The organism is Rhodococcus quanlei, assembly GCF_055231015.1.
This window is the reverse complement of record NZ_JBUYWD010000011.1, coordinates 222,132-248,919: the sequence shown is the minus strand read 5'-3', so window position 1 is coordinate 248,919 and position 26,788 is coordinate 222,132. Positions and strand designations below refer to the sequence as shown.

23 protein-coding genes are annotated in these 26,788 nt (G+C 64.5%); 10 read left to right on the top strand and 13 right to left on the bottom strand.

The annotated features are described in order from the left end of the window. Positions 1-4: 4 nt before the first annotated feature. The 3 genes from ACZI8Q_RS10115 to ACZI8Q_RS10105 form a co-directional block, all read right to left on the bottom strand. On the bottom strand, positions 5-388 hold the full coding sequence (locus tag ACZI8Q_RS10115; RefSeq protein ID WP_463373378.1) for a type II toxin-antitoxin system VapC family toxin: 384 nt from the start codon (positions 386-388) through the stop codon (positions 5-7). After that, entirely contained in the window at positions 385-642 is a 258-nt protein-coding gene (locus tag ACZI8Q_RS10110) for a hypothetical protein (RefSeq protein WP_463373377.1), read from the bottom strand. The genes ACZI8Q_RS10115 and ACZI8Q_RS10110 overlap by 4 nt, the downstream gene beginning before the upstream one ends. A 122-nt stretch (positions 643-764) precedes the next feature. Next, positions 765-2,216: an aldehyde dehydrogenase family protein gene (locus ACZI8Q_RS10105; protein WP_463373376.1), complete on the bottom strand. Its 1,452-nt coding sequence runs from the start codon at positions 2,214-2,216 to the stop codon at positions 765-767. A 163-nt stretch (positions 2,217-2,379) separates the two neighbouring features. On the opposite strand from ACZI8Q_RS10105, the gene ACZI8Q_RS10100 reads away from it, so the two are divergent. From ACZI8Q_RS10100 to ACZI8Q_RS10085, 4 genes are read left to right on the top strand one after another with little or no spacing between them, the layout of a single operon-like run. Then, positions 2,380-2,757, top strand: coding sequence for a hypothetical protein (locus ACZI8Q_RS10100; protein ID WP_463373375.1), 378 nt, complete (start codon positions 2,380-2,382; stop codon positions 2,755-2,757). Then, positions 2,757-3,377 carry a hypothetical protein gene (locus ACZI8Q_RS10095; RefSeq protein ID WP_463373374.1) on the top strand — a complete coding sequence of 207 codons (621 nt, stop codon included), beginning with the start codon at positions 2,757-2,759 and terminating at the stop codon, positions 3,375-3,377. The genes ACZI8Q_RS10100 and ACZI8Q_RS10095 overlap by 1 nt, the downstream gene beginning before the upstream one ends. Beyond that, a complete protein-coding gene (locus ACZI8Q_RS10090; protein ID WP_463373373.1) occupies positions 3,377-8,581 on the top strand; it encodes a putative T7SS-secreted protein in 5,205 nt (1,734 codons plus the stop codon). The genes ACZI8Q_RS10095 and ACZI8Q_RS10090 overlap by 1 nt, the downstream gene beginning before the upstream one ends. Before the next feature lies 1 nt (position 8,582). Further along, positions 8,583-8,981, top strand: coding sequence for an Imm50 family immunity protein (locus ACZI8Q_RS10085; protein ID WP_463373372.1), 399 nt, complete (start codon positions 8,583-8,585; stop codon positions 8,979-8,981). Between the two features lie 808 nt (positions 8,982-9,789). On the opposite strand, the gene ACZI8Q_RS10080 is transcribed toward ACZI8Q_RS10085, so the two are convergent. After that, positions 9,790-10,386: a TetR/AcrR family transcriptional regulator gene (locus tag ACZI8Q_RS10080; protein ID WP_463373371.1), complete on the bottom strand. Its 597-nt coding sequence runs from the start codon at positions 10,384-10,386 to the stop codon at positions 9,790-9,792. 79 nt (positions 10,387-10,465) lie between these two features. Here ACZI8Q_RS10080 and ACZI8Q_RS10075 point away from each other — a divergent pair, with 79 nt between their 5' ends. Next, the gene (locus ACZI8Q_RS10075; protein WP_463373370.1) at positions 10,466-11,035 is read left to right on the top strand and encodes a pentapeptide repeat-containing protein; all 570 of its coding nucleotides are present in this window, start codon (positions 10,466-10,468) and stop codon (positions 11,033-11,035) included. Positions 11,036-11,047: 12 nt separating this feature from the next. On the opposite strand, the gene ACZI8Q_RS10070 is transcribed toward ACZI8Q_RS10075, so the two are convergent. The 3 genes from ACZI8Q_RS10070 to ACZI8Q_RS10060 all read right to left on the bottom strand — a co-directional run bounded on the left by ACZI8Q_RS10070 (position 11,048) and on the right by ACZI8Q_RS10060 (position 14,927). Further along, a complete protein-coding gene (locus ACZI8Q_RS10070; protein ID WP_463373369.1) occupies positions 11,048-11,410 on the bottom strand; it encodes a type II toxin-antitoxin system death-on-curing family toxin in 363 nt (120 codons plus the stop codon). A gap of 11 nt (positions 11,411-11,421) precedes the next feature. Further along, positions 11,422-11,619 (bottom strand): ribbon-helix-helix protein, CopG family, encoded by a 198-nt coding sequence (locus tag ACZI8Q_RS10065; protein ID WP_463373506.1) that lies wholly within the window; start codon positions 11,617-11,619, stop codon positions 11,422-11,424. 80 nt (positions 11,620-11,699) lie between these two features. After that, entirely contained in the window at positions 11,700-14,927 is a 3,228-nt protein-coding gene (locus ACZI8Q_RS10060; RefSeq protein ID WP_463373368.1) for a DEAD/DEAH box helicase, read from the bottom strand. A 63-nt stretch (positions 14,928-14,990) separates the two neighbouring features. Here ACZI8Q_RS10060 and ACZI8Q_RS10055 point away from each other — a divergent pair, with 63 nt between their 5' ends. Then, positions 14,991-16,217 (top strand): YVTN family beta-propeller repeat protein, encoded by a 1,227-nt coding sequence (locus tag ACZI8Q_RS10055; protein ID WP_463373367.1) that lies wholly within the window; start codon positions 14,991-14,993, stop codon positions 16,215-16,217. Positions 16,218-16,293: 76 nt separating this feature from the next. Further along, a complete protein-coding gene (locus ACZI8Q_RS10050; RefSeq protein ID WP_463373366.1) occupies positions 16,294-17,469 on the top strand; it encodes a patatin-like phospholipase family protein in 1,176 nt (391 codons plus the stop codon). On the opposite strand, the gene ACZI8Q_RS10045 is transcribed toward ACZI8Q_RS10050, so the two are convergent. The 3 genes from ACZI8Q_RS10045 to ACZI8Q_RS10035 form a co-directional block, all read right to left on the bottom strand. Then, positions 17,452-18,321, bottom strand: a complete 870-nt coding sequence (locus ACZI8Q_RS10045) for a class II glutamine amidotransferase (protein WP_463373505.1) — start codon at positions 18,319-18,321, stop codon at positions 17,452-17,454. The genes ACZI8Q_RS10050 and ACZI8Q_RS10045 overlap by 18 nt on opposite strands. 445 nt (positions 18,322-18,766) lie before the next feature. Beyond that, positions 18,767-18,919, bottom strand: coding sequence for a hypothetical protein (locus ACZI8Q_RS10040; protein ID WP_463373365.1), 153 nt, complete (start codon positions 18,917-18,919; stop codon positions 18,767-18,769). A 22-nt stretch (positions 18,920-18,941) separates the two neighbouring features. Beyond that, positions 18,942-19,532: a lipoprotein LpqH gene (locus ACZI8Q_RS10035; protein ID WP_463373364.1), complete on the bottom strand. Its 591-nt coding sequence runs from the start codon at positions 19,530-19,532 to the stop codon at positions 18,942-18,944. Between the two features lie 114 nt (positions 19,533-19,646). Between ACZI8Q_RS10035 and ACZI8Q_RS10030 the strand changes: the two genes are divergently transcribed. Beyond that, positions 19,647-21,935, top strand: a complete 2,289-nt coding sequence (locus ACZI8Q_RS10030; protein WP_463373363.1) for a serine/threonine-protein kinase — start codon at positions 19,647-19,649, stop codon at positions 21,933-21,935. Here the strand turns inward: ACZI8Q_RS10030 and ACZI8Q_RS10025 are convergent. The 3 genes from ACZI8Q_RS10025 to ACZI8Q_RS10015 form a co-directional block, all read right to left on the bottom strand. After that, the gene (locus ACZI8Q_RS10025; RefSeq protein ID WP_463373362.1) at positions 21,925-22,995 is read right to left on the bottom strand and encodes a DUF3616 domain-containing protein; all 1,071 of its coding nucleotides are present in this window, start codon (positions 22,993-22,995) and stop codon (positions 21,925-21,927) included. The two genes, ACZI8Q_RS10030 and ACZI8Q_RS10025, sit on opposite strands and share 11 nt — an antisense overlap. A gap of 105 nt (positions 22,996-23,100) precedes the next feature. Next, the gene (locus ACZI8Q_RS10020) at positions 23,101-23,418 is read right to left on the bottom strand and encodes an isochorismatase family protein (protein ID WP_463373361.1); all 318 of its coding nucleotides are present in this window, start codon (positions 23,416-23,418) and stop codon (positions 23,101-23,103) included. Beyond that, a complete protein-coding gene (locus ACZI8Q_RS10015; protein ID WP_463373360.1) occupies positions 23,411-24,187 on the bottom strand; it encodes a hypothetical protein in 777 nt (258 codons plus the stop codon). The genes ACZI8Q_RS10020 and ACZI8Q_RS10015 overlap by 8 nt, the downstream gene beginning before the upstream one ends. 66 nt (positions 24,188-24,253) lie before the next feature. Between ACZI8Q_RS10015 and ACZI8Q_RS10010 the strand changes: the two genes are divergently transcribed. Together ACZI8Q_RS10010 and ACZI8Q_RS10005 are read left to right on the top strand one after the other, a co-directional pair. After that, positions 24,254-25,207 (top strand): Ppx/GppA family phosphatase, encoded by a 954-nt coding sequence (locus tag ACZI8Q_RS10010; protein ID WP_463373359.1) that lies wholly within the window; start codon positions 24,254-24,256, stop codon positions 25,205-25,207. Further along, a complete protein-coding gene (locus ACZI8Q_RS10005) occupies positions 25,204-26,781 on the top strand; it encodes a hypothetical protein (RefSeq protein WP_463373358.1) in 1,578 nt (525 codons plus the stop codon). Before ACZI8Q_RS10010 ends, ACZI8Q_RS10005 begins: the two co-directional genes overlap by 4 nt. The last annotated feature ends 7 nt before the right edge of the window (positions 26,782-26,788 follow it).

The window sequence follows — 26,788 nt, the reverse complement described above, 5'->3', positions numbered from 1 at the left end:
GCGGTTACGGGGCGACCTCGAGTCCGCGCTGGCCGGCGACCTCGGCAAGTACGGAGTCGAAGGTCGCCAGGGTGGATCGGGTGGTGAGGGCGGTGTCGAGTGCGCAGCAATCGGGAAGTTTCAGTCCCGATTCGGCGCGTAGATTCGCGAGCCGAAGTGACTCGCCTGGTTGGGGATCGGCCACCTGGATACCGATCATCAGAATGTCGTCGAGCATCTCCTGGCTGCGGCCGAGTCTGGCTCCACCGACAAGTACCTCGGCGAGGTTCAGTGAATGGATGACGACTGTGTCGTCGACGGACTTTGTCAGTAGCGCGGTCGCCACATCGTGGTGTGTGTCGCGGGCGGATAGATGTGCAATCAGCACGCTCGCGTCGAGTGTGATCACTCGGGCCAGTCCTGCCGGAGTCGGGCAAGGAAGTTGTCGTCGAAAGCATCGGCGTATTTGCCGGCGCTCGAATCGATTGCGGCCCGTTTGGCCGCTTCACGGTCCGCGGATTCGAGTGCGTCACTGCCGGAGCGGATCAGCCGCAGCAGCAGCTTGGAACGTGGTTCGGTAGGCCACACGCTTGCCGCGACTTTCAGCGCGTGCGCGACCGCGGGAGTCTCGGTGATCTGATAGCGCGGCCGGGCGGTGGGCATGACCGAAGTGTACCACCTGTCCGTAGTGGTGGTACACCGTCGCGATGCGTCATCGCGACGTACTTCGATCGCCGATTCCGAATCCTGTCGGGCGGATTCACCTCGAACTACGAAATCAGTCTCTACCGTCGTCCCAGTTTCTTCGCGATCGCCCGTCGCTGCTGCTCCGCGTACTTGGTCACACCCTTGGTCATCCCCGTCGAATGCGGGGTCGCGATGGTCGACGCCAGCGAGAACCGGAACCCATGCGAGGCGACCGGGCGGTGGTGCGAGAACGTGTCGAAGCCGTGCTTGCCGTGGTAAGAACCCATCCCGGACTGTCCGACGCCGCCGAACGGCAGGTGATGCATCGCGTTGACCAGGCCGAAGTCGTTGCGGTTCACGCTGCCCGACCGGGTGCGGTCGAAGAAGCGGCGAAACTCGTGGTCGTCGTCGCCGTACCAGTAGCTGCTCAGCGGGCTCGGGCGCTGCGCGAGGTAGTCGATCACTTCGGCGATGTCGCGGTAGGCGTGCACTGCCAGGACGGGGCCGAAGATTTCCTCGTCGGCCAGGTCCATGTCGTCGGTGATGCCGGTGACGACGGTCGGGGCGATCTTGCGGGACGACGCATCCGGGAGATCCTCACCCGCAGGCGCGGCGGTCCGGACGGTGGCGCCCTTGGCGGTGGCGTCGTCGAGCAGCGCGAGGATGCGGCGGTACGCCTTGTCGTCGATGACCGAAATGTACTGGTCGTTGCCGGTGATCTGCGGGTAGCGGTCGCGCCAGCTCCCCAACAGCGCATCGACGAACTGCTCGACCGACTCCTCGGGCACGAACACCAGATCCGGGCACAGGCAGGCTTGCCCGCTGTTGACCATGCGGGCCGCGCCGATCCTCTTTGCCGACGTGGCGAGATCGGCGGTGCGGGCCACGATCGCCGGGTTCTTGCCCCCCAACTCGAGTGTGACGGGGGTGAGATTGTCGGCGGCCGCGCGCTGGATCTGCTTGCCGGTCTCGGTGGACCCGGTGAAGAACAATTGGTCGAACGGCAGCGCGGCGAACTCCGCACCGGAGGCCACATCCTTGGTGACGACCACCAATTCGTCGTCGGAGAAGTACTGCGAGGCAAGGTCGGCCAACACCTGCGTCATCCGAGGTGTTGCGGACGACGGCCGCAGCATCACCCGGTTTCCTGCCGCGAGAGCGGCAGCTGCCGGCTGCGCGACAAGCTGCAGCGGGAAGTTCCAGGGACCCATGATCCCGACTACGCCGAGCGGCACCGAATGCGTTTCCATGGTGACGCCGAAGAGCTTCGCCAACGGCTGCGGACGCTCGGGGCGCATCCACTTCTCGAGGTTCTTCCGCATGTAGGCCATTTCGTTCAGGCCACTGATCACGTCTGCGACCAGGGAGAACGAGGCCGGGCGGGTGCCGTAGTCGAGACTGAGGGCCTCGCACAGTTCCTCACGTCCGTCCAGCAGCATTGCCGCGAGCCGCGCGATCCGGTCCCGCCGCGTCGCCGCATCCGGCGGTCCGTCGGCGACGAACGCGTCGCGTTGGCGGGTGAACAACTTTTCCAGATCGTCGGTGCTCATGCGACCAGACTAGAACGTGTTCCCGTTTTGCGCTGCGACTGCATCGGATCACGCCCGCATGCCCATCCCTGACCACTGCGTTTACGGTTCGGCGGTGACGCCACATCTTGCGGTGTCACCCCGCGTCGGTACACTCCCGGAAGCGAGATCAGACGGGGGTGTAATGGACGGCGGAGCTGATCGTTGCGGCATGCTGTTGGGGGAGATCGATGCGTTCTACCAGGGGTTCGGGCAATCATCCGCGCTCACCGAGGCGTTTCGCGAGGCGGTGTTGTTCGTCCCGTTGACGGATGACGAGCGGGTGCCGACCTGTGAGGTCGAGGGTATCGATTGGGTGTGCGCGTTCACCAGTGAGTACGAGTACGCCGAGTATGTGGTGGCGCGCGGTGACCGGGGCGTGCAGCACAGGTTTCACACGGTGTTCGGGTGGCGGATCGTGGATGATCTGATTCCCACACTTTCACGTCCGACGGGGGTGGTGGTGAACATTTGCGGCGCGGCTCCGATGGCATTCCCGCCCGCCGTGGACGAGGGGGCGTGATGGGTGAGCTGGCGGTGGACCCGCAGGTGTTGGTTCAGGCGGCGCAGGGCATTACGGCGGTCATCGATGTCCTGTCCGAATTGGGGATCGGTGAGACGGCATCCTCGGGTCGCGGATTCTCACTGTTGGCGCTCTCCCCGTTGGAGGCGGGTGACCAGGGGGTGCAGAAGAGTCTCGAGGAGTTCGCGGAGCGCTGGTCGTGGGGTGTGCGTCATCTGGTGCAGGCCGGCAACTCGATCGCGGAGACGCTGGATCTGGCTGCGGGCCGCTACTACATCATGGAGCAGGAGACGTCGGATGCGCTCAAGACGGTGTGGACTCATATGGCGGGCAATCCGCATCTGAGTAGTGAGGAGATCGCCGCCCGCACGTGGGAGCAGACCCTGGCCGACAACCCGGTCAACCACGTGCGCAACGCCGATTACAGTGCGGAATCCTTCGCGGAGTCGGCGGAGGCGATACAGGCGAACAACGCTGTCATCGCTGAGGTGGGGCCGCAAGCGTTGGCGAATGTGTCGCCGGTGATCGCCGATGTTGCCGGGGTGGACGCGGAGCGCGGATTCAACACCGGTGCGGCCGAACAGGCCGCGAACATCACTGCCGCGCAGGGGGAACACTGATGGGGTTCGGGTGGGACGATGTGATCGGCGGGCTCGACAAGGCGGGGGAGTTCGTCGAGGACGCCGTCGAGAGCGGTGCCGAGGCTGCCGGGCAGGCAGTCGACTCCGGTCTCGATGCGGCATCGGGTGTGGCACGTGATCTCGGGGCGGACACGGTGGCCGAGGCGCTCGACGACGTCGGCGACGAGGTGGCCAGCTTCACCGGCGGCGCTGTCGACGAACGTGAACTCGGGCAGACCGATCAACCGGACGAGCTGATTCTCGGTGACCCGGCCGTCATCACCGAGGCCACCACCGCGTTGACGGAGCTGTCCACCGGCATTTCCTCGACCGGTGACGCGTTGCGCACGGTCGATGCCGCCGAGTGGTCGGGGGAGGCGGCCGACGGGTTCAACGAGGTCTTCGACAAGCAGCCGGGTCTGTGGCACGACGCCGCGGATGCGATGACCGCGGCGGGGCAGAGTTTGACCACGTGGAGTCACACCGTCGAGGCCGCTCAGGGCAAGGCGGCCGACGCCATCGCCATGTGGCAGCAGGCCGAGCAAGAGGAGGCGTCGAAGAAGGCTGCGTACAACGCGCTCAGCAGTGAACAACGTGGGAATACGACGCTTGTCGACACGTGGACGGCGATGTACGCCGAGGCGCGGGACATTCTGCGTGGTGCACGGATCGAGCGGGACAATGCTGCTGGGCAGGTGGCCGGTGCCCTCGATCAGGCGACCGCGTCGGCGCCCACCGAACCGCCGTTCACCGAGCGTTGGGCGGCCAATCTTTCCGACCTCGACGCCATCGCGGACCATGCCAGTTTGAGTTTCACCACGGGTTTGGTGACCGGGCTGACGGGCATCGTGCAGTTCGCTCGTCAGGTGAACCCGGCGGATGTGTACAACCTAACCCATCCGGCCGAGTATCAGACCGCCATGTCCGACCTCAAGACCGGACTGGTGGTGGCCGCCGCCGATCCGGGCGCGATGGTGTCGGCGATGGTCGACGATGCCCGGAAGAATCCGTTCGAGTTCCTCGGCAGCCTCACCGGTGATGCGGCGCTGACGCTGGCCACCGGTGGTGCGGGTGGTGGTGTCGCGGCGGCCCGTGCGGGGATGCGGGTGGCGGACATGGCCGGAGATTTGGGCGATGTTTCGCGAATGAGCGACACGGTGTCGGACCTGGGGCGAGACCTTCCCACACCCGAGATGCCGAAGGTGGACGCGCCGCGAGTCGACGCACCCACACCCGATGCCCCACGCGTCGACACAACACCGGAATCCGCGCCGAGCACCCAGCCGACCGGTGTCGAGGCGGGCCACCCGCGAACGCCGGAAACGGTGTCGGACACGGCGCCGGGCACCCACCCGACTGCCCCCGAAGCCGACACCGACGGGGCGCAGCAACCGAACCCGGGCAGCGAAGCCCCGAACACCGACGACACGGTTGCTTCACACCCAGACCCAGACCCGGACCCGGACCCGGACCCGGACGCCGAGCAGGATGCCTCGCCGTCCCCTGAGTCGGATTCCGACCCGGCCCCGGACAGTACCGACGGCGATCCAACCGGGCCGGATGTCGACACCCCTGAACCCGGCAGTCCCGATACCGGTGAGAATCCGGGGCAGCAAGAGTGGGCCGACGCCGACTCGGGTGTGCGCGAGGCCGCCGACGAGGCGGGGTGCGATGTCAACCAGACGAGCAACCAGATTTGTGAGGGCGGCGACCCGGTCGACGTCGCGACCGGTGAGTTCCTGCTTCCGGAAACGGATCTGACGCTACCGGGTGTGTTGCCGTTGACGTTCGGGCGTCGGCACCGGTCGGGGTATCGGTTCGGTCGCTGGTTCGGACCGAGTTGGTCGACGACGATCGACATGCGCATCGTGGTCGAGGAGTCGGGGGTGACCCTGCTCGCCGAGGACGGGGTGATGCTCACCTACGCCCACCCACGGGCCGGCACCCCGGTACTCCCGGATTCGGGGCAGGGGTGGCCGCTGGCGCGCACCGACACCGGCGGCTACCGGGTCCACAACCCGGACCGGAACCTCACCTGGCATTTCGCGCCGAAACCCGAACTGGGCGGGCTCGATACGGCGCTGGGAAATCTGTCGATCAGTGCGATCACCGACCGGCACCGCAACCGCATCCGTTTCCATTACGACGCGGACGGGGCGCCGACGGAGATCTCGCATTCGGGTGGGTACCGGGTTTTGCTCGACATCGCGGGAGGGCGCATCACCGGCCTGTCCGTGATGGACGGTGAGCAACGCACCCCGGTCCGCCGATTCGCATACGAGGCCGGGCATCTGGCCGCTGTCACCAACGGGGTGGGCGGTGTCACCCGCTACGCCTACGACGACTCCGGACGCATGCTGTCCTGGCTCGACGACAACGGCAACCAGATGTGCAACACCTACGACGATGACGGTCGTGTCACCGTGCAACGTGGCACCGCCGGGATCATGGACTGCCGGTTCGATTACGAGGCGACCGCGGACGGCGCGGGACGAACCACCATCGTCACCGGTTCGACCGGTGCGTCCACCGCGCACGGCTTCGACAACGACCTGCGACTGCGAGATGTGGTGGACCCGGAGGGTTGCCACACCCACACCGACTACAATTCGCGGCGCGAACCGCTGCGCGTGGTCACCCCCGATGGGGCACTCACCCGATACCTGTACACCGAGGACGGGGACGTCGCGCGGATCATCCGCCCTGATGGCAACGCCATCAGCATCGACTATGCCGGCCCGAATCGTCCTTCGACCATTACCGGCGCGGACGGGACCGTCACCGGTCAGGAATGGGACAAAACCGGCAACCTTGTGGCCGTGACGGATGCTGCCGGTGCCCGCACCCAGTACAGCTACCACCCGAACGGGACGGTGGCGTCGGTGACCGGTCCGACCGGGGCCACCACCTTCATCGAATGCGACGACGCCGGCCTGCCCGTGTCGATCACCGATCCGCGTAGCGCCGTGACCCGCATCGTGCGGGACGGTTTCGGTAGACCGGAAGCGGTGATCGACCCCACCGGCGCGGTCACCGGTTACCGCTGGTCTGCGGACGGGCAGCTCCTTGCCCGCACCCATCCGGACGGGGCCGGCGAGTCATGGGTCTACGACGGGGAAGGAAACCTCCTGACCCACACCGATACCGGCGGCGCTGTCACCAGTTACGAATACGGCGACTTCGACCTGCTGGCTTCACGCACCGACCCGGACGGCAGCGTCACCTCGTATCTGTGGGACACCGAGCGACGATTGATCGCGGTCACCAACCCGCTCGGCGCCACCTGGTCGTACCGGTACGACGGTGCCGGGCGCCTCGTTTCGGAGACCGATTTCAACGGGGCCACCACCACATACGACCACGACAGGGCTGGGCGGGTGGCATCGGTGACCCCGGCCACCGGGGTGACTCGGCACAACACCTACGACATTCTCGGCCGGCTCACCGGCATTCACGCCGATTCCGGTGAACATCTGGAATTCGGTCACGACCTGGCCGGGCGTGTCACGAGTGCGGACACCAGTCACGGTGAGAACCGCATCCACACAGTTGGGTTCGACTACACCGCTACCGGGCAACTCGCCGCCCAGACCGTCGACGACCAACCCGCCATGCGATTCGAACACGATTTCGCGGGCCGCCGCAGCCGACGCCTGTCACCGACCGGCGGGGATACAGCGTGGCAATGGGATCCGGCAGGGCAACTGTCCGCGCTCACCACCGACGGGCACCGGCTCACCTTCGACCACGATCCGCGTGGGGTGTTGAACGGCTGGCGGATCGGCGAGCTCGACGTTCGGCGAAACCACACCACCCGTGGACAGTTGGTCACCCAAACGGTGACCGCGCACCCGGCGTCGTCGCTGAACTTCGACTTCGATACCCCCAGCCGGCCGCCGCAGATCATGCGCGACGATGCGTACGCATACCGGGCGGACGGCTACCTCACCAATCACACGACCACCTCGGATGCGGTCGCCGTCGCTGATCGGGTGCTGCGCCGCGATTACAGCGTCGATCCCGCGGGCCGTATCACCACGGTCTCGCACAACGGCACCCCCACCGAGCGGTTCGGCTACGACCGCCTTGGCAACATCACCAACAGCACCGTCACCGACAATGCTGACGTCTCGGATCGGCGGGAATACCGGGGGAACTTGCTGATCCGTGATGGTCGCACCCGGTTCCACTATGACGAGGCCGGGCGGCTGATTCGCAAAACCACCACCCGGCTCTCCCATGCCCCGGACGTCTGGCATTACCGGTACAACGCGTTCGATCAACTCGTTGACGTCACCACCCCGGACGGGCAGCGCTGGCGCTACACGTACGACGCGCTGGGCCGGCGCACCACCAAAACGCGTGTGGACGAGGGCGGTGATGTTGCCGAGTTGACCCGTTACACCTGGGATGGGACCACACTCGTCGAACAAACAGGCGCCGACACCACCATGCGGTGGAACTACCAACCCGGTTCGCACACCCCGATCACGCAGGCCACCAACCAAGCCGAGATCGACACCGAGTTCTATGCCATCATCACCGACCTCGTCGGCACCCCCGTCCAGCTGATCGAACCGGATGCCGCCGAATCGGCCGGAACCGCCACCACCGACCTGTGGGGGAACACCACCTGGCAGGGCGTGGACACGCCGCTGCGTTTCCCCGGGCAGTACCACGACACCGAAACCGGGCTGCATTACAACCTGCACCGCTACTACAACCCCGCCACCGCCCGCTACACCACCCAAGACCCGCTTGGTCTCGCACCGGCCGCGAACCCGAATACCTACCCCCACAACCCCACCGGCTGGACGGACCCACTTGGGCTCGTACCAGATGCTTGTGAGGAGGTGAGTCGAAATGCTGCCCTCAATCAAGCAAAGCAAGATGCCGGTATTCCGCGGACACAGCACCCATTCTTGACGCAAATGGAGCGAATGACCGACATGAACGGTAGATCCATTCTAGGGCAGGACGGGCAGGCTATATACACGCGTGAATATTATTATCATTCGATAGATTCGGATGTAATTTCTCAAACCGGTAGTGACGTAATCATCATTCAGGATCACGGTGCTGGACACCAATTCGGACAAGGAGGGGTGGGCGACCAAGGGCCACATTTCAATGTTCGGCCGGAATCGAACCCGAGGACTGGGCATGTTCCAGGAACCAGGGATCATTATGAATTCAGGAGATAGTGTGAGCTGGTTAGACATCCTCGATAATCGAGAGCGAATTAAATCAATATACGGACTTAGCGTTCCATCGCTTTCTGGGGTGGGACTCCATGGGATAACACTCAACAGAGAGGCGGCTTCTGCTCGGATTCGATTTGATCTCGCCGGCTTCCCGGAAGATCCCCCAAAAAAATGGTTGCATACTGCGGTGAATACGGTTCAGGTGGAACTGTATATAACGGACATTGACATGATAAAAATCAGCGGTTGGGGCACGACAATGACGGTTGACCTTGCGATTTCGTCGCTGCCCGACGGCAGGGTCAAATTGACGTGTGAATCCGTGCCGTCTGTAATTCTCACTGCGGGTGCGATCTATGTTTCCAAGGTCAGCGCGTATCAAGATGGCAGCATAGATTGAATCGAATCATGGAGAAGTTAACTCGATCCCAACTGATCGAACTCGTGGAAAGAATTTCAAATCCAAACTCGAACGATACCGATAGAAGTCGCGAACGATGGATGCAGAAGCTTCAAGAATCAGTTCCTGACCCCAAGATAAGTGACTATATATTCTGGGATGAAACGGGGATGACTCCCGAAGAGGTTGTGGACAAGGCTCTTTCATGCGCCATTTTTATGTTGTGATTGGATGTTTAATCTCGATTCGGAAATGCTTCGTGGTCGGAAGGATTCGGTATAGTTCGGAAAGTTGAGGGGCAAATGGGCCCTCCTGATCGGAAAGGTCCGGAAAGCTAATGATGGTTAACCTCGAGCGCGACCAACTTGTCGCCCTGGTTGCGCACCTTTTGAATGCCCCGCCTGACGCAACAGACGACGATATTCAGAACTGGGTCCGCCAAGTTGAGACCTCGGTTCCAGACCCAAACGTAAGTGGTTACATATTCTGGGATTACGCTGGCGAAACCCCCGATCAGATCGTCGATAAGGCTCTATCATACCAACCGTTCGCATTGTAATGCGCCGTCTATGTCGGGGTACCGCCGGAGAATCCAGGCCCTGCGTATGTCTAATTTGATGTTCTTTCTTCGTCACTGTGGTCGGCTTGTGAACCCGCATCATGCACTCCCGATCGGGAAGAGCCAGTATCGCCCTTGCTTCGAGATGACCGTGTCGGTGAACTTCAAGCTGGCTCCTCATGTTGCTATCTGAACAGTTTTCGAAGTATCCGCCAGGGAGGTTGGATCGCCCCCTCGCGTCCGGCGCCGTCATTTCGGGGCGAGGCTGCACAGGGCCAGGCCGAGAACACGCGGCAGATCCCCGGCGTCGTAGCCTGTTTCGGATTCACACGCCCTGCTGGAAATCAGGTGGTTGGACATGGCCAGCCCATGCAGGATCACCCAGAGGAGTGGACCGACATCCCGAGCGTCGGCGGCGATGAGGGTTTTCGTTCGTTGCGCCTCGAGGACAAGGTCGTTGAAGTAGGTGGAGAAGTCGGCGGCAGTCTCCTCGAGCACCTGACTCGGTGAGAACGTGTAGTCGCCACCGAACTCGAGTCGGTAGTGGTTCGGGTAGTCCCAAGCGACACGGACATACGCGAGGCAGGCGCGAAACAGCGGCGTGGAGATCGTCGACGGTTCCGCGATTGCACGTTGCATTTCATGTTTCAGGTGCGTCAGATTCTCTGCCGCGACCGCGCTGAGCAGGTCGTCCTTGTCTCGAAAGTGGCGGTACGGGGCGGTCCGTGACACATCGGCCATGGCGCCCACTGCGCGGAGAGTGACGTGTGCTGGCCCGCCCTGCGCCAAGAGTTCGCTGGCCGCAGCGAGTAGGGCGTGGCGAGTGTCCTGGGTTCGCACGGGCATTCACGCAGAATAGGCGAGGTTGACGTAGTCAACAAGCCGCTGCTACGTTGACGGCGTCAACATCGAGATCGGAGGTCTGATGACAACGACAGTATCGGCGCGATTCCTCGACTTGCTGCACTCTGATGTTGCGGCCTGGAACGACATGCGGGCGTCGGGCGACTGGGGGTCGATCGGTCTCGTCGACGTCGATCTGGCCGGAGCGAATCTGTCAGGTGTGAACCTGTCGGGCGTCGATCTCACGGGCGCAGACTTGTCGGGAGCGAACCTCACGGATGCGACCCTGGTGGGCGCTGATCTCACGTCCGCCGAGCTCGTCGGTACCGATCTGGTACGGGCAAACCTCACCGGAGTGGCCGCTCACGATGTCAATCTCACCGGCGCGTACCTCACGCGGGCTTGCCTGCGAGATGGCGACCTGACGATGGCCTATCTGACGTCGACGTTCCTCAGAGGCGCGGATCTCGGCGGAGCGGACCTCTCCGGTGCGTACATGACCGGCGCATACCTCGCCGACGCCGACCTGACTGGGGTTAACCTGACCAGTGCCTACCTGGGCAAAGCCAATCTGACTGGGGCATGCGTCGACACTGCAAACCTGGACGGTGCCGACCTCACCGAGATCATCATGCCGGACGGCACCTCATAATCGGACGACCGCTCATCGATCCTCACTGCTTCGGCGGAGCTGTTCGGCGATCGCGGGAACATCGTCCAGTTCACCGGTCGAGATGGCGATGACCAAGTCGTAGGCCTCGTCGTTGGACAGGGTGAGCCTGCGCCCGTTGACACCGAGGAATGCGAGCGTGGCAGCGAGACAGAGTCGCTTGTTGCCGTCGATGAGAGCATGGTTGCGGGCGAGGGAATGCATCAAGGCGGCTGCCTTCTCCTCGAGGCGGGGGTAGGCGTCGGCGCCGAGCACCGTGGTCTTCGGACGTGCCAACGCTGCTTCCAGCAGACCGTGGTCGCGTACGGGAACCACTCCATCGAGCGTCCGTTCTGCCACGTGGATCAACTCAGGCATGGTCAAGTAGATCACTGACCGAGACGCTCCAGTGCCTCCGCGTAACGAGGCAGCTCCTCATCGAGCACCTGGTCGAGTAACTCGGCTCTGCTGTGGTTCTCCACGTACTCGCGCACCGCTGCTCGCGCAACATCTTGCATCGACCGGTTCTCGCGCTCTGCACGAGCGCGCAACGCCGCTGCTTCGTCGTCGGACAGGCGTAAAGTCATAGGCACACCATCACGGTATCACCAGTGATACCGTGATGGTATCTGCATCCTGTGCATGGATAGTGCCCGCCGGGCGGGCACTATCCAAACAGTTCTCGAATGTCCTCCGCCGACAATGTCGCGTTGAACGCGCCGCCCTCGTCCACCACGGAGGCGAACAGTTCCGATTTGCGGGTTTGCAGCGCCATCACCTTCTCCTCGATGGTGTCCTTGGCGATCAGGCGGTACACCATCACATTCCGGGTTTGCCCGATGCGGTGGGTGCGGTCCACGGCCTGCGCTTCCGACGCCGGGTTCCACCACGGGTCTAGCAGGAAGCAGTAGTCGGCCTCGGTGAGGTTGAGTCCGAACCCGCCCGCCTTGAGGCTGATCAAAAACACCGGGGCATCCCCGGCCTTCCACTGGTCCAGCACCTTCGCCCGGTTGCGGGTGCTGCCGTCGAGGTAGGTGTAGCTGATGCCGTCTGCATCCAGGCGCGTGCGCACCCGGTCCAGGAACCCGGTGAACTGGCTGAACACCAACGCCCGGTGCCCGCCCTCGATGACATCTTCCAACTGCTCGAGCAGTGCGTCGACCTTCGCCGAACCCACGCCCGCGTGCTTGTCGTCGATCAGCGACGCATCCAGGCTCAACCGACGCAGCAGCGTCAACGACTGCAAGATGGTGAACCGGTTCGCGTCCACATCGGCCACCAAGCCGAGGATCTTCTGCCGCTCCCGTTGCAGGTGGGTGTCATAGAGCTTGCGGTGTCGTGGCGCCAACTCCACCTCGAGCACCTGCTCTTGCTTGTCCGGCAGGTCTGTGGCCACCTGTTCCTTGGTGCGCCGCAACACCAACGGCCGAATCCGGCGGCGTAGCTGCCCGAGCAGTTCACTGTCGCCGCCGTTCTCGATCGGCTTGCGGTAGAAGTCCTGAAACTTCGTCGGATTCGGAAACAATCCGGGTGCGGTGATCGACAGCAGCGACCACAACTCCATCAGGTTGTTCTCCATCGGGGTACCGGTGATCGCGACCTTCGTCGGCGCCTCGATCCGCCGCATACACTGGTACGCCTTCGACCGATGATTCTTCACGAACTGAGCCTCGTCGAGCAGCAACATCGACCACGGCCGGCCCCGGTACTCCTCGTCGTCGAGTCGCGCCAGAGTGTACGAGGTGACCACCACATCCGCGCCCTCGATCGACGCCGAAAGCGGCGCACCGCGTTTCGACGAAGTCTGTGACACCGCAACCACGTTCAGGTGCGGGGCGAACCGTGCCGCCTCCGACGCCCAGTTCGCCACCACCGACGTCGGCGCCACGATCAGCACCGGCGGGGCGGACGGTCTCTTGGCGCGCGCCTGGCAGATCAGAGCCAACGACTGCATGGTTTTGCCGAGACCCATATCGTCGGCGAGGATGCCGCCGAGACCGTTCGACCACAGAAAGGTGAGCCAACGAAACCCGTCCAACTGGTACGGGCGCAGCGTGGCCTCGAGCTTCTTGGGTACCCGTGTCTTGGTCATGGTCGAGACGTCCAGCAGCCCCTGCACCTGTTTGCGCCACTGCGCGGCTTGCCGCTCGACGACGCCCAGTGCGGCCAACTCTTCCCAGAGTGATACCTGAAAGCGACTCAGCCGCAAACGGTCCGGATCCTGCTCGTGCAGCCCGCGGGCCTCGGCGATCAGGTCCCGAAGCCGCTGCAACTCCGGCTTGTCCAACGACAGGTACGCACCGTCGTCGAGCATCAGGTGAGAGTCGCCGGCATTCAGGGCCGAGAACACATCCCGGAACGGCACCGGCCGATCCTCCACCCGGAGGTTGACCGACAGGTCGAACCAGTCGCCGTCCTCGGTGGCGTCGGTGCCCACCCCGATCTGTAGGGTGTCACCCGCGTCGCGGTAGTCGGCGGGGGAGCCCTGAACCCGGACCTCGACGTCGACGCGATCATGCAGCAGCGGTACCAGTTCGGTGGTCAGCCGTGCGGTGTCCAGGCCCTCCAGTGTCACCCGGGGCAGCAGTGCGTCGTCCGGTCCGCGTAACCCGTACTTTTCGAGCGGCACGTCCAGCCCGGCAAGCGCCGACCGTTCGCCTTCCATATCGCGGAACGGCTGGTCCGCGCTCGGTGCCAGCTCCACCTCGTACTCGGCGTCGCCGATCGTGTAGCGGAAACGCCAATGCACATCGGCCCGGTGCCTCGGCAGGTAGGCGACGTCCAGCAGCAGGGCTGGGCCGGTGATGATCGGCGCGGTGAACGAATCGGAAACCGAACGGACAGTCGCCGACCGCTGCAGCCGGGGATAGTAGGTGGCCGCAAAACGATCCGCCTCGCCCGCGGGCACGGCGACCGAGGCGTTGCCGACAATGAGGTCCTGCATCGCCGGTGGGGTCTCGCCGGTCAGGCGAGCGATGCGGAACGGCCACCGCGAATCCGTCGCCGCGTTCAGGTCGTCGGGACGCAGGTACATCACCCCGTGCGCGTCCGCGCCGACGAAGCCCAGCACGACCACCGGTATGTCGGAATCGTCGGTGCGGACAGTCGGTGTGACCTCTAGGCCACCGTCGGACTTGTCGATGTCCACACACAGCTCTGCAGTTCCCGGCCGGGGTATGGGCCCGGCCCGATTACCGGGGTAGACCAGCTCGACGCCGGCCTGCCCGATCTCGTCGAGCAGCACCCACAATCTGGGGCTGGCGATCGTGGTCAAGTCGATGTCTTTATCGGATCCGTACATATAGGTACGACGGCTGCTCGCTTGGTGCATCGTGTACAGCTCGCGCAGTAGTTTCCGATGCCGATCGTTCACCTCGGGCATGTAATCGAGGTTGGACCAGTACATGTTGGCGTTGACCCAGCCGACCTTGCCGGGCCGGACCAGGCGGGCTGTCAGCCGCCAGAACTGCGACCGCGTGCCCTGTGTGAGCGTCAGCTGCACAGCCAGCGGAATCCCGTTCGACTGGGTGTCGTCGCGGTGGCCGAGGGCGGCGTCGAGCACGTCCTCCCAAGACGGAGCGGCGGCCGGTTCGGCCGGAGGAAGCTCGAGCAACGTGATCGTCAACGCCACCGTGTGCTTGCAGTTCATTCCTACCGGACAGCTGCACGTGCCGAGATCGAACTCGAGCCGGTCGGTGCCGGGCTTGAACGTCACCTCCGTGTGGTAGATGTCGGTGCCATCGACCAAGCCGACCAGCATCCCCTCGTCCGGAAACCACTCCAACTCGAGTACCGACTCGTTGTGGGCGTAGCGGACGCCGCGGTCGTAGGTGACCCGACCGACCGCCCGGGTCAGAGCGGAGATCGCATGGTTACGGTCGGCGGGCGAGAACATGGCGTACACGGTAGTCGGCGGGTCGGATGCGCGGTCGGCGCCGGTGCATTAGCGTGCGAGCCGATGAGAATCGGCAGAACGACACTCGTGGCGACCTGTACCGTGCTCGTGCTGGCGGGCTGCGCCGACAGCAACACCGACCGCCTGGACGACGAGACACCCTCCGCCGTTCCGCCGGAGACCTCGCAGTCGCCGACCACTTCCACCCAGGAGGCGCCGACGACCGCTGCTCAGGAATCGCCCTTCGGGCCCATCCTCGAGGGAATGCCGCCGATCCCGGATCCGGACAACATCTACGCCGCCCGCGACACGCTCAGTGACGTGGTCGAGGACGACCGGCACCTGGTGTACGTGCCGAACAGCGAAAGCGACACCGTCTCGGTGATCGACCCGCAACAGATGAAGGTGATCGACACCTTCCCGGTCGGCCGAGAACCCCAGCACGTGGTGCCCTCCTACGACCTGAAAACGCTGTACGTGAACTCGGACATGCCGTTGCACGCCGGATCTCTCACCCCTATCGATCCCGACACGGGCCAACCGGGCGAACGAATCCCGGTCAAGGACCCGTACAACCTGTACTTCACCCCGGACGGCAAGTTCGCGATCGTGGTGTCCGAGGCCTTTCGCGAGCTCAACTTCTACGACCCGCACACCTGGGAGTTGCGGAACACACTGAAGGTTCCCGCATGCGAGGGCATCAACCACATGGATTTCACCGCCGACGGAAAACGTGCGCTGGTCAGCTGCGAATTCGAAGGCCGCATGGCTGTGGTGGACATCGCAGAACAATCGTTGATCAAGACCATCGACCTGCCTCGCGGTCGTGACGGTATGCCGCAGGACGTCAAGCTCTCGCCCGACGGGAAGACCTTCTACGTCGCCGACATGATGGCCGACGGCATCTACACCTTCGATGCGCAGAACATGGAGCTGACCGGGTACATCCCTACCGGCAAGGGTGCGCACGGCGTCTACATCAAGCGCGGCGGGCAGCAGATGATCGTCACCAACCGCGGTGAGGGCACCATCTCGATTCTCGACCTGAACACGAAGAAGATTGTCGACACTTGGCAACTGCCGCCCGGTGCCAGCCCGGACATGGGCAACTTCAACGCCGACGGCAGCGTCTTCTGGGTCTCTGCCCGCTACGACGGCGTCGTGTACGCGATCGACACCGACGACGGTTCGACGATTGCCACCATCCCAGTGGGCGCCGGGCCGCACGGGCTCACGGTATGGCCGCAGCCGGGCCGCTACTCCACCGGACACACCGGCGTCATGCGCTGACGTTCGAACGGGGCCGCACACAACAAGATTCTCGTAGGCTGAGGTGTCGAGGACCTCGAGTTCGGGGAGGTGGGCGATGGTCGAGGATCGCGCGGGACTGGTGGTTGCCGGTGCAGGTGCGCGCGGTGCCTACGAGGCCGGTGCACTGTCGGTGCTGCTGCCATGGATGGGCCGTACCGGTGGGATCCCGAAAGTGCTGATCGGCACCAGTGCCGGCGCGCTGAACGTGGTCGGACTCGGGGGCATGGCTCACCTTCCGCCGGATCAGGCGGCCGAAGCGTTGATCGACACCTGGTCTGCTGTGCAGCTGCGGGACGTGTTCGGACTGATCAGCGGGATCGGAACGGGCCTGGGCTATCTCGGTCAGCTCGCAGGGCTGGCCGTTCGTCTGCCGAGCCTGCTCGACACCGAACGGCTACGCAGCAGGCTGACCGAATGGCTGCCGCTACAGACACTGCACGAGAACATCGACGCCGGGCGCGTGGACGCGGTGGCCGTGGCCACCACCTCGACGGTCACCGGTGGGACGGTGGTGTTCGTCGAGAAGAACGAATCGATTCGATTGCCGGCCGACGACGTTGCGCGCAACATCACCTACGTCGAGACCCGATTGACCGTCGAGCACGTGATGGCCTCCGCGGCGGTGCCGCTGCTGTTTCGTCCCATCCGGATCACCGAGCCCGCCCGCTGGAACGGATGGTATGTCGACGGCGGACTGCGGTTGAACACCCCGCTCGCACCGGTGCTGGCATTCGGCTGCACCCGTCTCGGCGTGGTCGCCACGCAACCGATGACCTCGAGCACGTCGCCGCCACCGCGTTCGCACCACCGGTCGGGCCGCGAGCGGACCACCGATGCGGTCGAGCCAGATGTCTATGCGGTGGCTGCGCTCGCCCTGCGAGTGCTCATGGCCGACCGCATGATCGAGGACCTTCACCGCCTCGACGAGCGGAATGCGGCGTGTGCACCGGGAGGCCGAGCCGTCGAGGTGGCCTTCGCTGGACCCACGGCGACCCAGCGCGGAGACATCTCTGCGCTGGCCGAGCGCGAGTTCGAACGCCGTTACGGCGGTGTCGGCGCGCTGCGGAACCCGTCGATGTGGATACTCGAGCGGCTCATCGGCGGCGATCCCGACGATCACGGGAACCTGCTCAGCTACCTGTTCTTCGACCCTGCCTTCACGAAGGCCGTCACCGAACTCGGCCGTACCCACGCCCACGACCGACTTCGGGAGTCAGACGGCGGACTGTGAGGCGGCGGCACGGGCACCGAGGTCGGCAAGCGACAGCTGGTGCCGCGGCGGTCGGTCGAGGATCATCGCGGAGTCGATGTGCCGCCGGTCGCCGACGTGGAGCAGCTCGCCCGAACGCATCGCCCGCCAGTCGACGTCCTCGTCCATGGGCTCACTCGCGACAATCACCGCGCCCTGGCTACACAGTGGGCCCGAGCGCGCACGGATCCGGCCGGAAGGGCTGGCGTGGTCGAGATGGCGGACGCCGTGTGGGCCACCGGCGACGCGAGGAAGTACGAACAATTCGTGGGTGTCGGGATAGCGCAGCGCCCACATCTCGGTGCCGGTGGTGACGATCAGATTCAATGAGAACACTGGAACCGCCTCCGCCACCCAACGCACAGCCGCGGTGATTCCGGCACCGACGTCGCCGCCGCAGGCGTCGATCTGTTTGGTAATCAGCGCGAACAGTCGCTCGGAGTCCGTGTCGCCCTTCACCAACTCCCGGTACGCACCGAGTTCGGCGTCCAGGCGTGGCAAGTCGGCGATCACGCCGTTGTGCGCGAACAGTCGACCCCGTTGTTCGAACGGGTGCGTGTTTCGTGGGTGCACCATGCCGGTGGACGCGTAGCGGATGTGCGCGAGGAAGGTGATCGATTCGCGCTCCTTCGCCTCTTCGGCGAACTCACGGTCGGCGAAGGCGGCCAGCGGTTGCTTCTCGACCAGCGCAGCCCCGTCCGGTGTGTAGGTGCCCAAACCGGTACCGTCCGGCTCCCGGCGACTTTGCTGCGCAATGCTGTCCGGCGCTTCCAACAGCCAGAATGTGGCATGAACTCGCCTGGGAGCAGCCGACAGGCCGAACACTCGACACATGACGCGCACGTCCTTTCCGGTGGACCGGCTGACATTCATTGTGTCTCAGCGGAGCAGCCTTCGGGGTCGACTTGCGCCGGGAGTCATGCGCTGATCAACGCAATTCGGATGCCAGGCTGATGCGATCGGCGATGGAACGAACGTCGTCGAGCTCACCGACGGAAACAGCGACGACGAGGTCGTATGCCTGATCGTCGGAAGAGGTCAGCCTGCGGCCGTTGACACCCAGGAAAGTGATGGTCGCTGTGAGGGCGAGTCGCTCGATGCCATCGACGAGGGAATGTTTCGCGCGAGGGAATGCAGCAATGCTGCAGTCTTCGCCTCGAGACTGGCGTAAGCGTCGGTGTGTCGAACACGGTGGTCTGCGGCCGGGTTGACGCTGCTACCAGCAGTCCGTCGTCACGTACGAGGACTTCACCCCCGAGCATCCGCTCTGCGATGTGGATCAACTCAGGCATGGTCTGGTAGATCGCTGGCCGAGCCGCTCCAAAGCCTCGGCGTAGCGCGGCAACTCCGTGTCGAGAACCTCGTCGAGCATCTCCGCCCCGCTGTGGTTCTCCACGTACTCACGCACTGCCGCTCCGGCAACATCGTGCATCGATCGGTTCTCACGTTTGGGTTCAGCGTGCCGCGCAGGTGAAGCGGACCTCGAGCTTGGCGGTGCGAGTGCCGTCGTCCTCGGTGACCTGCGAGATGATGCGGTAATTGTCGCCGTCGACGGTGATCTGCGCGTCGCGGCGATTCTCGCTGGTGGCCTCCCACTCGGTGCCACCGGTCTCGAGCGTGAGGTCATCGAGTATCGGCGGATCGGTCGTGACGAGTTCCACGTCGAGGTCGCCGCCGGTGGAGTCGCTGCCCGCGTCGAACTCGAGTTGCGGCCGTCCGTCGTCGGTGCCCCACACGCACCGTGTGGGCTCGAATGTGGCGTCGACGGGCTGGTCGTTCAGCTCAACCATTGGCACCGCACCGGCGGCGGCACCGGGCGGCATCTCGGTGTTCATGCTCGTCGTCTCAGTGTTCATGCTCGTCGTCTCGGTGTTCATGCTCGTCGTCTCGGTGTCGGAACCCGGCGTCACGGTTCGCGTGTCGCCATCCGCCGTCGCACTCGTCGTCGGTGTCGCAGAATCATCCGAAGTGGAGCAGGCTGCGGCGCCGAAAATCAGCAGACCCGCCGCGAGGGCGGCGGCGGGGGTCGTCGTGGACTTGCCCATACATCGACTCTACCAACGCAGGGCCACCCGCACGTCGTTATTCATACCGGCGCACGGCTACCGGGAATACGCTGGAAGGGTACAACTTGTCACGCCGCCCTCGAATCGAACGCCATGAGTAGTCGTCCACCCAGCGATGCGACGGTTGCCGGTGGACCGCCCACGGAACTCGGTGCCACCACCGACCGCGCCGGTGGGTCGGCGCCGGAATTCGTGGTCGACAGTGGAACCGACCGACTGCTCGCGCACTGGGAATCCACTGGCTCGCCATCGGAGCTGGCCAACTACCTGCCGGACACCGATGCAATCCGACGGGCCGCTCTCGTCGAATTGATCAAGGTTGACCTCGATTACCGCTGGCTGCACTCCGGGCAGCCGAAGCGCATCGCCGACTACTGCCGTGAGTTCCCGGAACTGCTGGCCGAGGCGTTGCCTTCCGAGTTGGTCTACGAGGAGTACCGGGTACGACGGGAAAGCGGAGAGAACGTCGAACCGGGCGCCTACATGGCGGAGTTCCCGGAGCAGGCCTCCCGGTTCGAAGCTCTACTCGAACAGGACCGGCGCATCTGCGACGGCACACTCACCGACCTCGCTGCCGCCGCGGAATTGGGAGCCGGGCAACGGCTCGACGATTTCGACCTCGCCGACGAAATCGGGCGCGGCGCGTTCGCCCGCGTGTTTCTCGCGCGGCAGAGGTCGATGCAGCGGTGGGTGGCGCTGAAGGTGTCCCGTGACGTGGGGAACGAGCCGCAGACCCTCGCCCAGCTCGACCATCCCTACATCGTGCGCGTGTTCGACCAGCGAATACTGGAGGAGCGGCAACTGCGGGTACTCTTCATGGAATACGTAGCCGGCGGCACCCTGCTCGACGTGGTGCGCCGGGTTCGCGACATCGCCCCCGCGAACAGATCAGGGCGCCTATTGCTCGACGCAGTCGATCAGGCTCTGACCGACGGCAAGATCATGGTCACGACCGATACGGCGCAGCGCGAGGAGATCGCGGCCCTGTCCTGGCCCGAGACCGTCGCCTGGATCGGACTGCGACTTGCCGAGGCATTGCAGTATGCGAGCGATCACGGAGTGCTGCACCGGGACATCAAACCCGCGAACGTTCTGCTCGCCGCCGACGGCACTCCCAAACTGGCCGACTTCAATGTCAGTTCCAGTGACACGGTTCGCGTCCGTGGGGGAGCAGGATTTCTCGGCGGTTCTATCGCATACATGTCGCCCGAACAGCTCGAGGCGGTCGATTCGGACTCGTCGCGAACCGCGGGTGACCTCGATACCCGCAGTGACATCTACGCGCTCGGGGTGATGCTGTGGGAATTGCTGACCGGCAGCCGCCCGTTCGACGACCCGGCCACCACCGACGGATCACCGCCCACCCCGGCGGCATTGCTTGCGGCGCGCAATCGGGGCATCGACCCCGCCCACACGCTGCCGGACTGTCCCGCCGCGCTGCGCCGCATTCTGGTGAAATCGCTCGCACCCGACCGTGCGAAACGCTGGTCGGACGGACGCAAGCTGGCTCGGCAGTTCGCCCTGTGCCTGGACCCGCGGGCACGCGAACTGGTCTACCCACCGTCGGAGCGTTGGCGGTCGCGGATGTGGCGGTGGTCGGTACCCCTCGTGCTCCTGGCGATCGGCGTACCGAACCTGGTGGCGTCCTGGTACAACTACCGCTTCAACAAGATTCTGATCATCTCGCATCTGGACGCCCCAGTACAGCAGCATCTGCAGCAGGTGCACTTGTTGGTCGGAATCGTAGCGTTCACGACGGGGGCTGCCCTGATTCTGTATTGGTGTCGGTTTGCGTTCACGGTTCCGCGAGGTTTGAACAACGGTCGCACCTACGGCGCCGCCTCGCTGCAGAAGGCCCGTAGTGCTGCGCTCGGCCTCGGCAACCGCGCCGTCACCGTCAGCTTCTGCCTCTGGCTGGTCGCCGCCATCGTCTATCCGATTGCGTTGGAGCTCATCGCCGGCGGTGTGCCGGGCGGCACTTTTCCGCGGCTGACCGCATCGCTGGCGGTATGCGGTGCGGTGGCACTCGCGTACCCCTACTTCATTCTCACGTTCTTCTCCGTCCGATGCCTGTTTCCGATCCTGCTGTCGCGAGGCGAGTTGCGTGGCGAGGACGGTCGGCGAATCCGATCCCTGGCCCGCACCCTGACGCGCTATCTCGCCCTCGCCGCCGCCGTACCGCTGGTCGGTATTGCCGGACTCAGCTTCGGAGGTGACGCCACCATCGCCGGGGTTCGGGTGCTGTGTGTGGTCGGGATCGTCGCGTTCGTCGTCATCTACCAGCTGTTCCGGCGCATCGAGGCAGATATGCGCGCTCTCGAACGAGTGGTGCGACTCGAGGTTCCCGGTACACCCGGGACCGACAAAGCTGTCAGAGCGTGAACCGGTCGGCGAGCATTCCCAGCTTCGGGTTCTTGCGATGTTCACCCGGGCTGTCGTAGACGACGAGCAGTTCAGGTTCTTCTGCAGTGCCCAGGAGCGCGATGCCCTCGGCGTGGTCCTCGCCCTTGCCGTAAGGAAGCTCGAGTTCCGCGGTGAGGCGGTCGCCCCGCACGACCTGCTGCTCGTCGGCGGCTGCCGCGTCATGCCACCGGAATACCGTCACCGGCCCATCCAGGTCCATGGTCGGCCCGGCGAGTACCAGAATGTCGTCGCCTTGTTTGCACAGGTCTCGCACCCCCAGACCGCCGAGATCGAAGATGTGTTTGCGATAGCGTGCCCCGTTCTCGAAGCGTCGGGCTTTGAGTCGATCGGGATGTTTCCGCGCGGGGGTCAGGCGCATCTCGATGACGATGGCCCAACCGCGCAGCACCGGACCCCGCAGCCCGACGAAGACACGGTCACCGAACGCGGCGATACCTTCGACGTCGAATCCATTGTCTTTGCTGGGTATCGACAGGAACGGACTCAAGTGGTGATCGCGCTTCAGCAAATCGGTCAGACTGTCGGAGCGGCCACCGAGCATGGCCGCACATTCGATGTTGCCTTCGATTTCTCTCTCGCGCGCCAGCGTGGGAACACCGTCCACGTCGACAACAGGAATGCGCAGCAGCACGTGACGATTCGCCTCGGATTTCACCGTGCCCAGGCGAGCGAATGCCTTCTCGCCGTCATGGCGTTCCTTGACGCGGGAGCGTTTGAGGCTGTGCGAGCCGACTGCCCACAGGTAATGACCGTCCCGTGCCAGCCCCTCCAAGTCGGCCTCCTCGCTGTCCTCGCCGGACGGCAGCGACACCAGGTCGGAGAGACGGAAGGAGGCCTCGTCGTCGTAGGTCAGCCCATGCTCACCCGGCTGGCGGATGAGCCGCTCGATGGTGGTGCTCTCGTCACCGGCCACCCACAGGACGTCCCCGTCGGTGCGGATCGCGGACAGGTTCGTGTGGGTTTCGGTGGCCTTCGTCTCGGTCGAGAAATGAAGGCGGGCATGGCGCTGAGCAGACATGGATCCGAGGATAGGCGCCGTCCGCCGCCTGTGAGTGGTTGACGAGTGTGGGGACTCGTCAACCACTCACATGGATGGTGTCGCCGCTCGGGCAGAAGTGAACCCCTAGTGCCAGTCGAGCTCGGCGTCGGCCAACAACGTCTCCGGAATCTCGGCGCCGCGTGTGCCGGGGGCGACGATCTTCTCGCCGGACTCGATCGCCGCCCGCCGGATCAGATCGACATCGCTCTCGCCCGGAGCATACGAGCGTACTGCGTGAACGATCGGGCGACGATGTTGCCGAAATCGGTCGACGAGTTCCGCCATGGCGTCGAGACGATCCTTGGTCCCAGGTATCGCAGAAGGGCCGAAGGTGTAATCGTTCTGCACATCGATCATCACCAGTGCCGCCCGTTCCCAGTCGGGCGAGGTGTAGTCAGCCACCCTGCGCCTGCGTGGTCGCCGGGTGCACAGCGATCAGCCCGAGACCAGCCCGCCGTTTGCAGAGTTTGGCCAGTTCTTCGTACGCCGGTTTGCCGAGCAGCTCGGTCAGTTCGGGTGCATACGACTGCCATACCTGCTTTTCGCCGACGTGCGCGTCGGGGGAGCCGGAGCAGTACCAGTCCAAGTCTTCGCCGCCTTCACCCCAACCTCGCCGGTCGTACTCGGTGACGGTGGTTCGCAGAATCTGTTCGCCGTCCGGCCGGTCCACCCACTCCTGGGTGCGGCGAATCGGGAGTTGCCAGCACACATCCGGCTTCACCTCGAGTGGTTCGATTCCCCGGTCGAGGGCCATCGAGTGCAATGCGCATCCCACACCGCCTTCGAACCCTGGGCGGTTGAGGAAGATGCAGGCCCCCTTGTAGCGCCTGGTTCGTAGGGCGGGCTCGTCGTCGAGGTCGTCTTCCTCGAGGTAGCCCTTCTTTCCAAGCCCCTTCTCCATGAACTGCCATTTCTCCGGTGTGAGCAGCTTCACGGATTCGTTCAATTTCTCGAGGTCTTCCTCGTCCGAGAGGAATGCGCCGTGCGAGCAGCAGCCGTCGTCGGGGCGATCGCCGATGATGCCCTGACACGCCGGGGTGCCGAATACGCAGGTCCAGTGGGACAACAGCCAGGTCATGTCCGCAGCCACCAGGTGCTCGGGGTTCGCCGGATCCAGAAACTCCACCCATTCTCGAGGGAAATCGAGGGGCACTTCAGGGGTGGGCGTCATCTTGTGAGACCGGTCTGTCCTACCTGCTGTCACAAGGCCCGACGGTAGACCCAGTACCGTGTTCATGTGCGACTTGGGGTACTCGATGTCGGAAGCAACACCGTCCATCTACTCGTTGTGGACGCCCACCGGGGCGGCCACCCCACACCCATGAGTTCGACGAAGGAAACCCTGCGCCTCGCGGAAAACACGAACGACGCAGGTGACATCACCTCGTCAGGTTCGGATCGACTCGTGTCCACCGTGCGCGATTTTTCGGCAATCGCCGAGAAATCCGGCTGCGGTGAGCTCATGGCGTTTGCCACGTCAGCTGTTCGTGATGCCAACAACTCGGAGGACGTACTCGCTCGGGTGCGCAACGAGACAGGCGTGAACCTCGAGGTGCTCTCCGGTGTCGACGAGGCCCGTCTGACGTTCCTGGCGGTGCGCCGCTGGTTCGGCTGGAGTGCGGGCCGCATCCTGAACCTCGACATCGGTGGTGGATCACTCGAGCTGACGTCGGGCGGGGACGAGGACCCGGACGTGGCGTTCTCACTGCAACTCGGTGCCGGCCGACTCACCAGAGATTGGCTCGAGGCCGATCCGCCCGGCAAGCGTCGTGTGGCCGTTCTCCGTGACTGGCTCGAAGCGGAACTGTCCGCGCCTGCCAAGGAAGTTCTTGCTGCCGGGAAATGGGACAGATCTGTCGCCACCTCCAAGACGTTCCGTTCGCTCGCTCGCCTTACCGGTGCCGCGCCTTCCGGCGCAGGTCCGCGCGTGAGACGCACCCTCACCGCTAGCGGTCTTCGGCAACTCATCGCCTTCATATCCAGAATGACCGCGTCGGACCGTGCAGAATTGGAAGGTGTCAGCTCCGATCGATCACAGCAGATCGTGGCCGGGGCGCTGGTGGCAGAAGCCAGCATGCGAGCGCTCAGGGTGGACGAACTCGAAATATGTCCGTGGGCACTTCGTGAAGGGCTGATTCTGCGGAAGCTCGATACCGAAATGGGCGGTGAATTGATGGTGAGGGCCCGATGACCGACAAGCCCGAGGATACGGGGCAGATTTCTGTCGCCGAACTGCTCAAACGAAATGGCGGACAGATGGAGTCCCGCGGCGGACGTCGTCGCCGGGGAGCCAAGGGCGGAATCTCCGTTGCGGAATTGACGGGGGAGATCCCGGTGATTCGGGACGAGAGCGCTAACCGCAATCTGGTCGAGCCACCGGCCCCTACCTCCTCTGCCGCACCCAGTGCTCCGTCGGAACCAGTCACCCCGCCCGCAGCCCCCGTCGAAACACCGTCACCGGTGACGCTTCCGCCGACTCCTGCGGCTCCATCAGTTCCTTCCTCCGCGCCCGTTTCTGCGAGTCGGGACGAGGTACGTTCGCCGGCAGCTGAGTCCGGTCCGGCAACCGAATCCTGGGGTGGGTTCCTGGGCGGTGGATCGCCGGTGTCGTCCAAGTCTTCGTCGTCCGGGCCTGCCTCGTCCCGGCCGGCGGCATCGGTGCCGGCGTACGAGTACGACGACTTCGATGACGAGGACGACGACGAGCCCATTGCGAGTCGTCCTCAGTACCGCAGTGGAGGCGCATCTGCGTCGTCCAGGTCTGCGTCGTCCGGGTCTGCGGCATCGGTGCCGGCGTACGAGTACGACGACTTCGATGACGAGGACGACGACGAGCCCATTGCGAGTCGTCCCCAGTTTCGGGCCCGCACTTCCGGGCGTTCTGCGGGTGCCGCGACACCCGCCTCACGTGACCAGGCGGGCTCGAGGGCGTCCGACTCGGCGCAATCCGACCGTTCTCCGCAGGCCGAGCGCTCCCCTCAGCGTCCAGTACAGCCTGAGCCCTCGCTCCTGTCCGGTTCGGGGCCGGGCCGTGATCTGATCCACCGGGGCCGCGCGTCAGAGCAGCCGTCGAGGGCGACCTCACCGGCGCCGGACGAAACAGATGCGGAGAAGACCGAGATCACCACCGCTTCCGAACGTCATGCGGCGTCTCCTTTCGGCAGGGCAGCGTCCCGGGCGGCGGCGAAGGCCGAGGCTGCTCGCAACAAACTGTCGCTGCGTGATCTCCTGGCAGCGTTGCGGACGAAGTCGGATGAGCAGGACGAGGACGACGAGCCGATGGTGGCTCCGTCGACGACAGTGGTCGGTTCTGCCGCGATGACACGTGCCGCGGGCGCCGACCAGGTCGACGACGAGGACGTTCGCACCACACGCGGCCCAGCGGAAGAAGGGCCGGCGAAAAACACTGCGCCCGACAAGGCCGCCGATCACGCCGAGGACGATCGCGGTGATCGGCAACCGGACGATTCGGAGTACGGCGACTCGGAACAGGACTCGCCCAGTTCCGTTCAGGAATGGGCCGTGCTGATCGGGCAAGGTGTCGTCGCCGTCATTGCCGGTGCACTGATGTTCAAGGGCTTCGAGAAACTGTGGGACTCGCTGCCGTGGGTGGCGCTGATTCTTGCGGTGCTCGTGATCGTCGGTCTGGTCGCGATGGTCCGGATCCTGCGTCGTACCGACGACATCACCAGTTTTGTGATAGCGGTGGTCGTGGGCATGATCGTGACGCTGGGTCCGCTCGCTTTCATGCTTGCATCGGGTTGACCAGCAC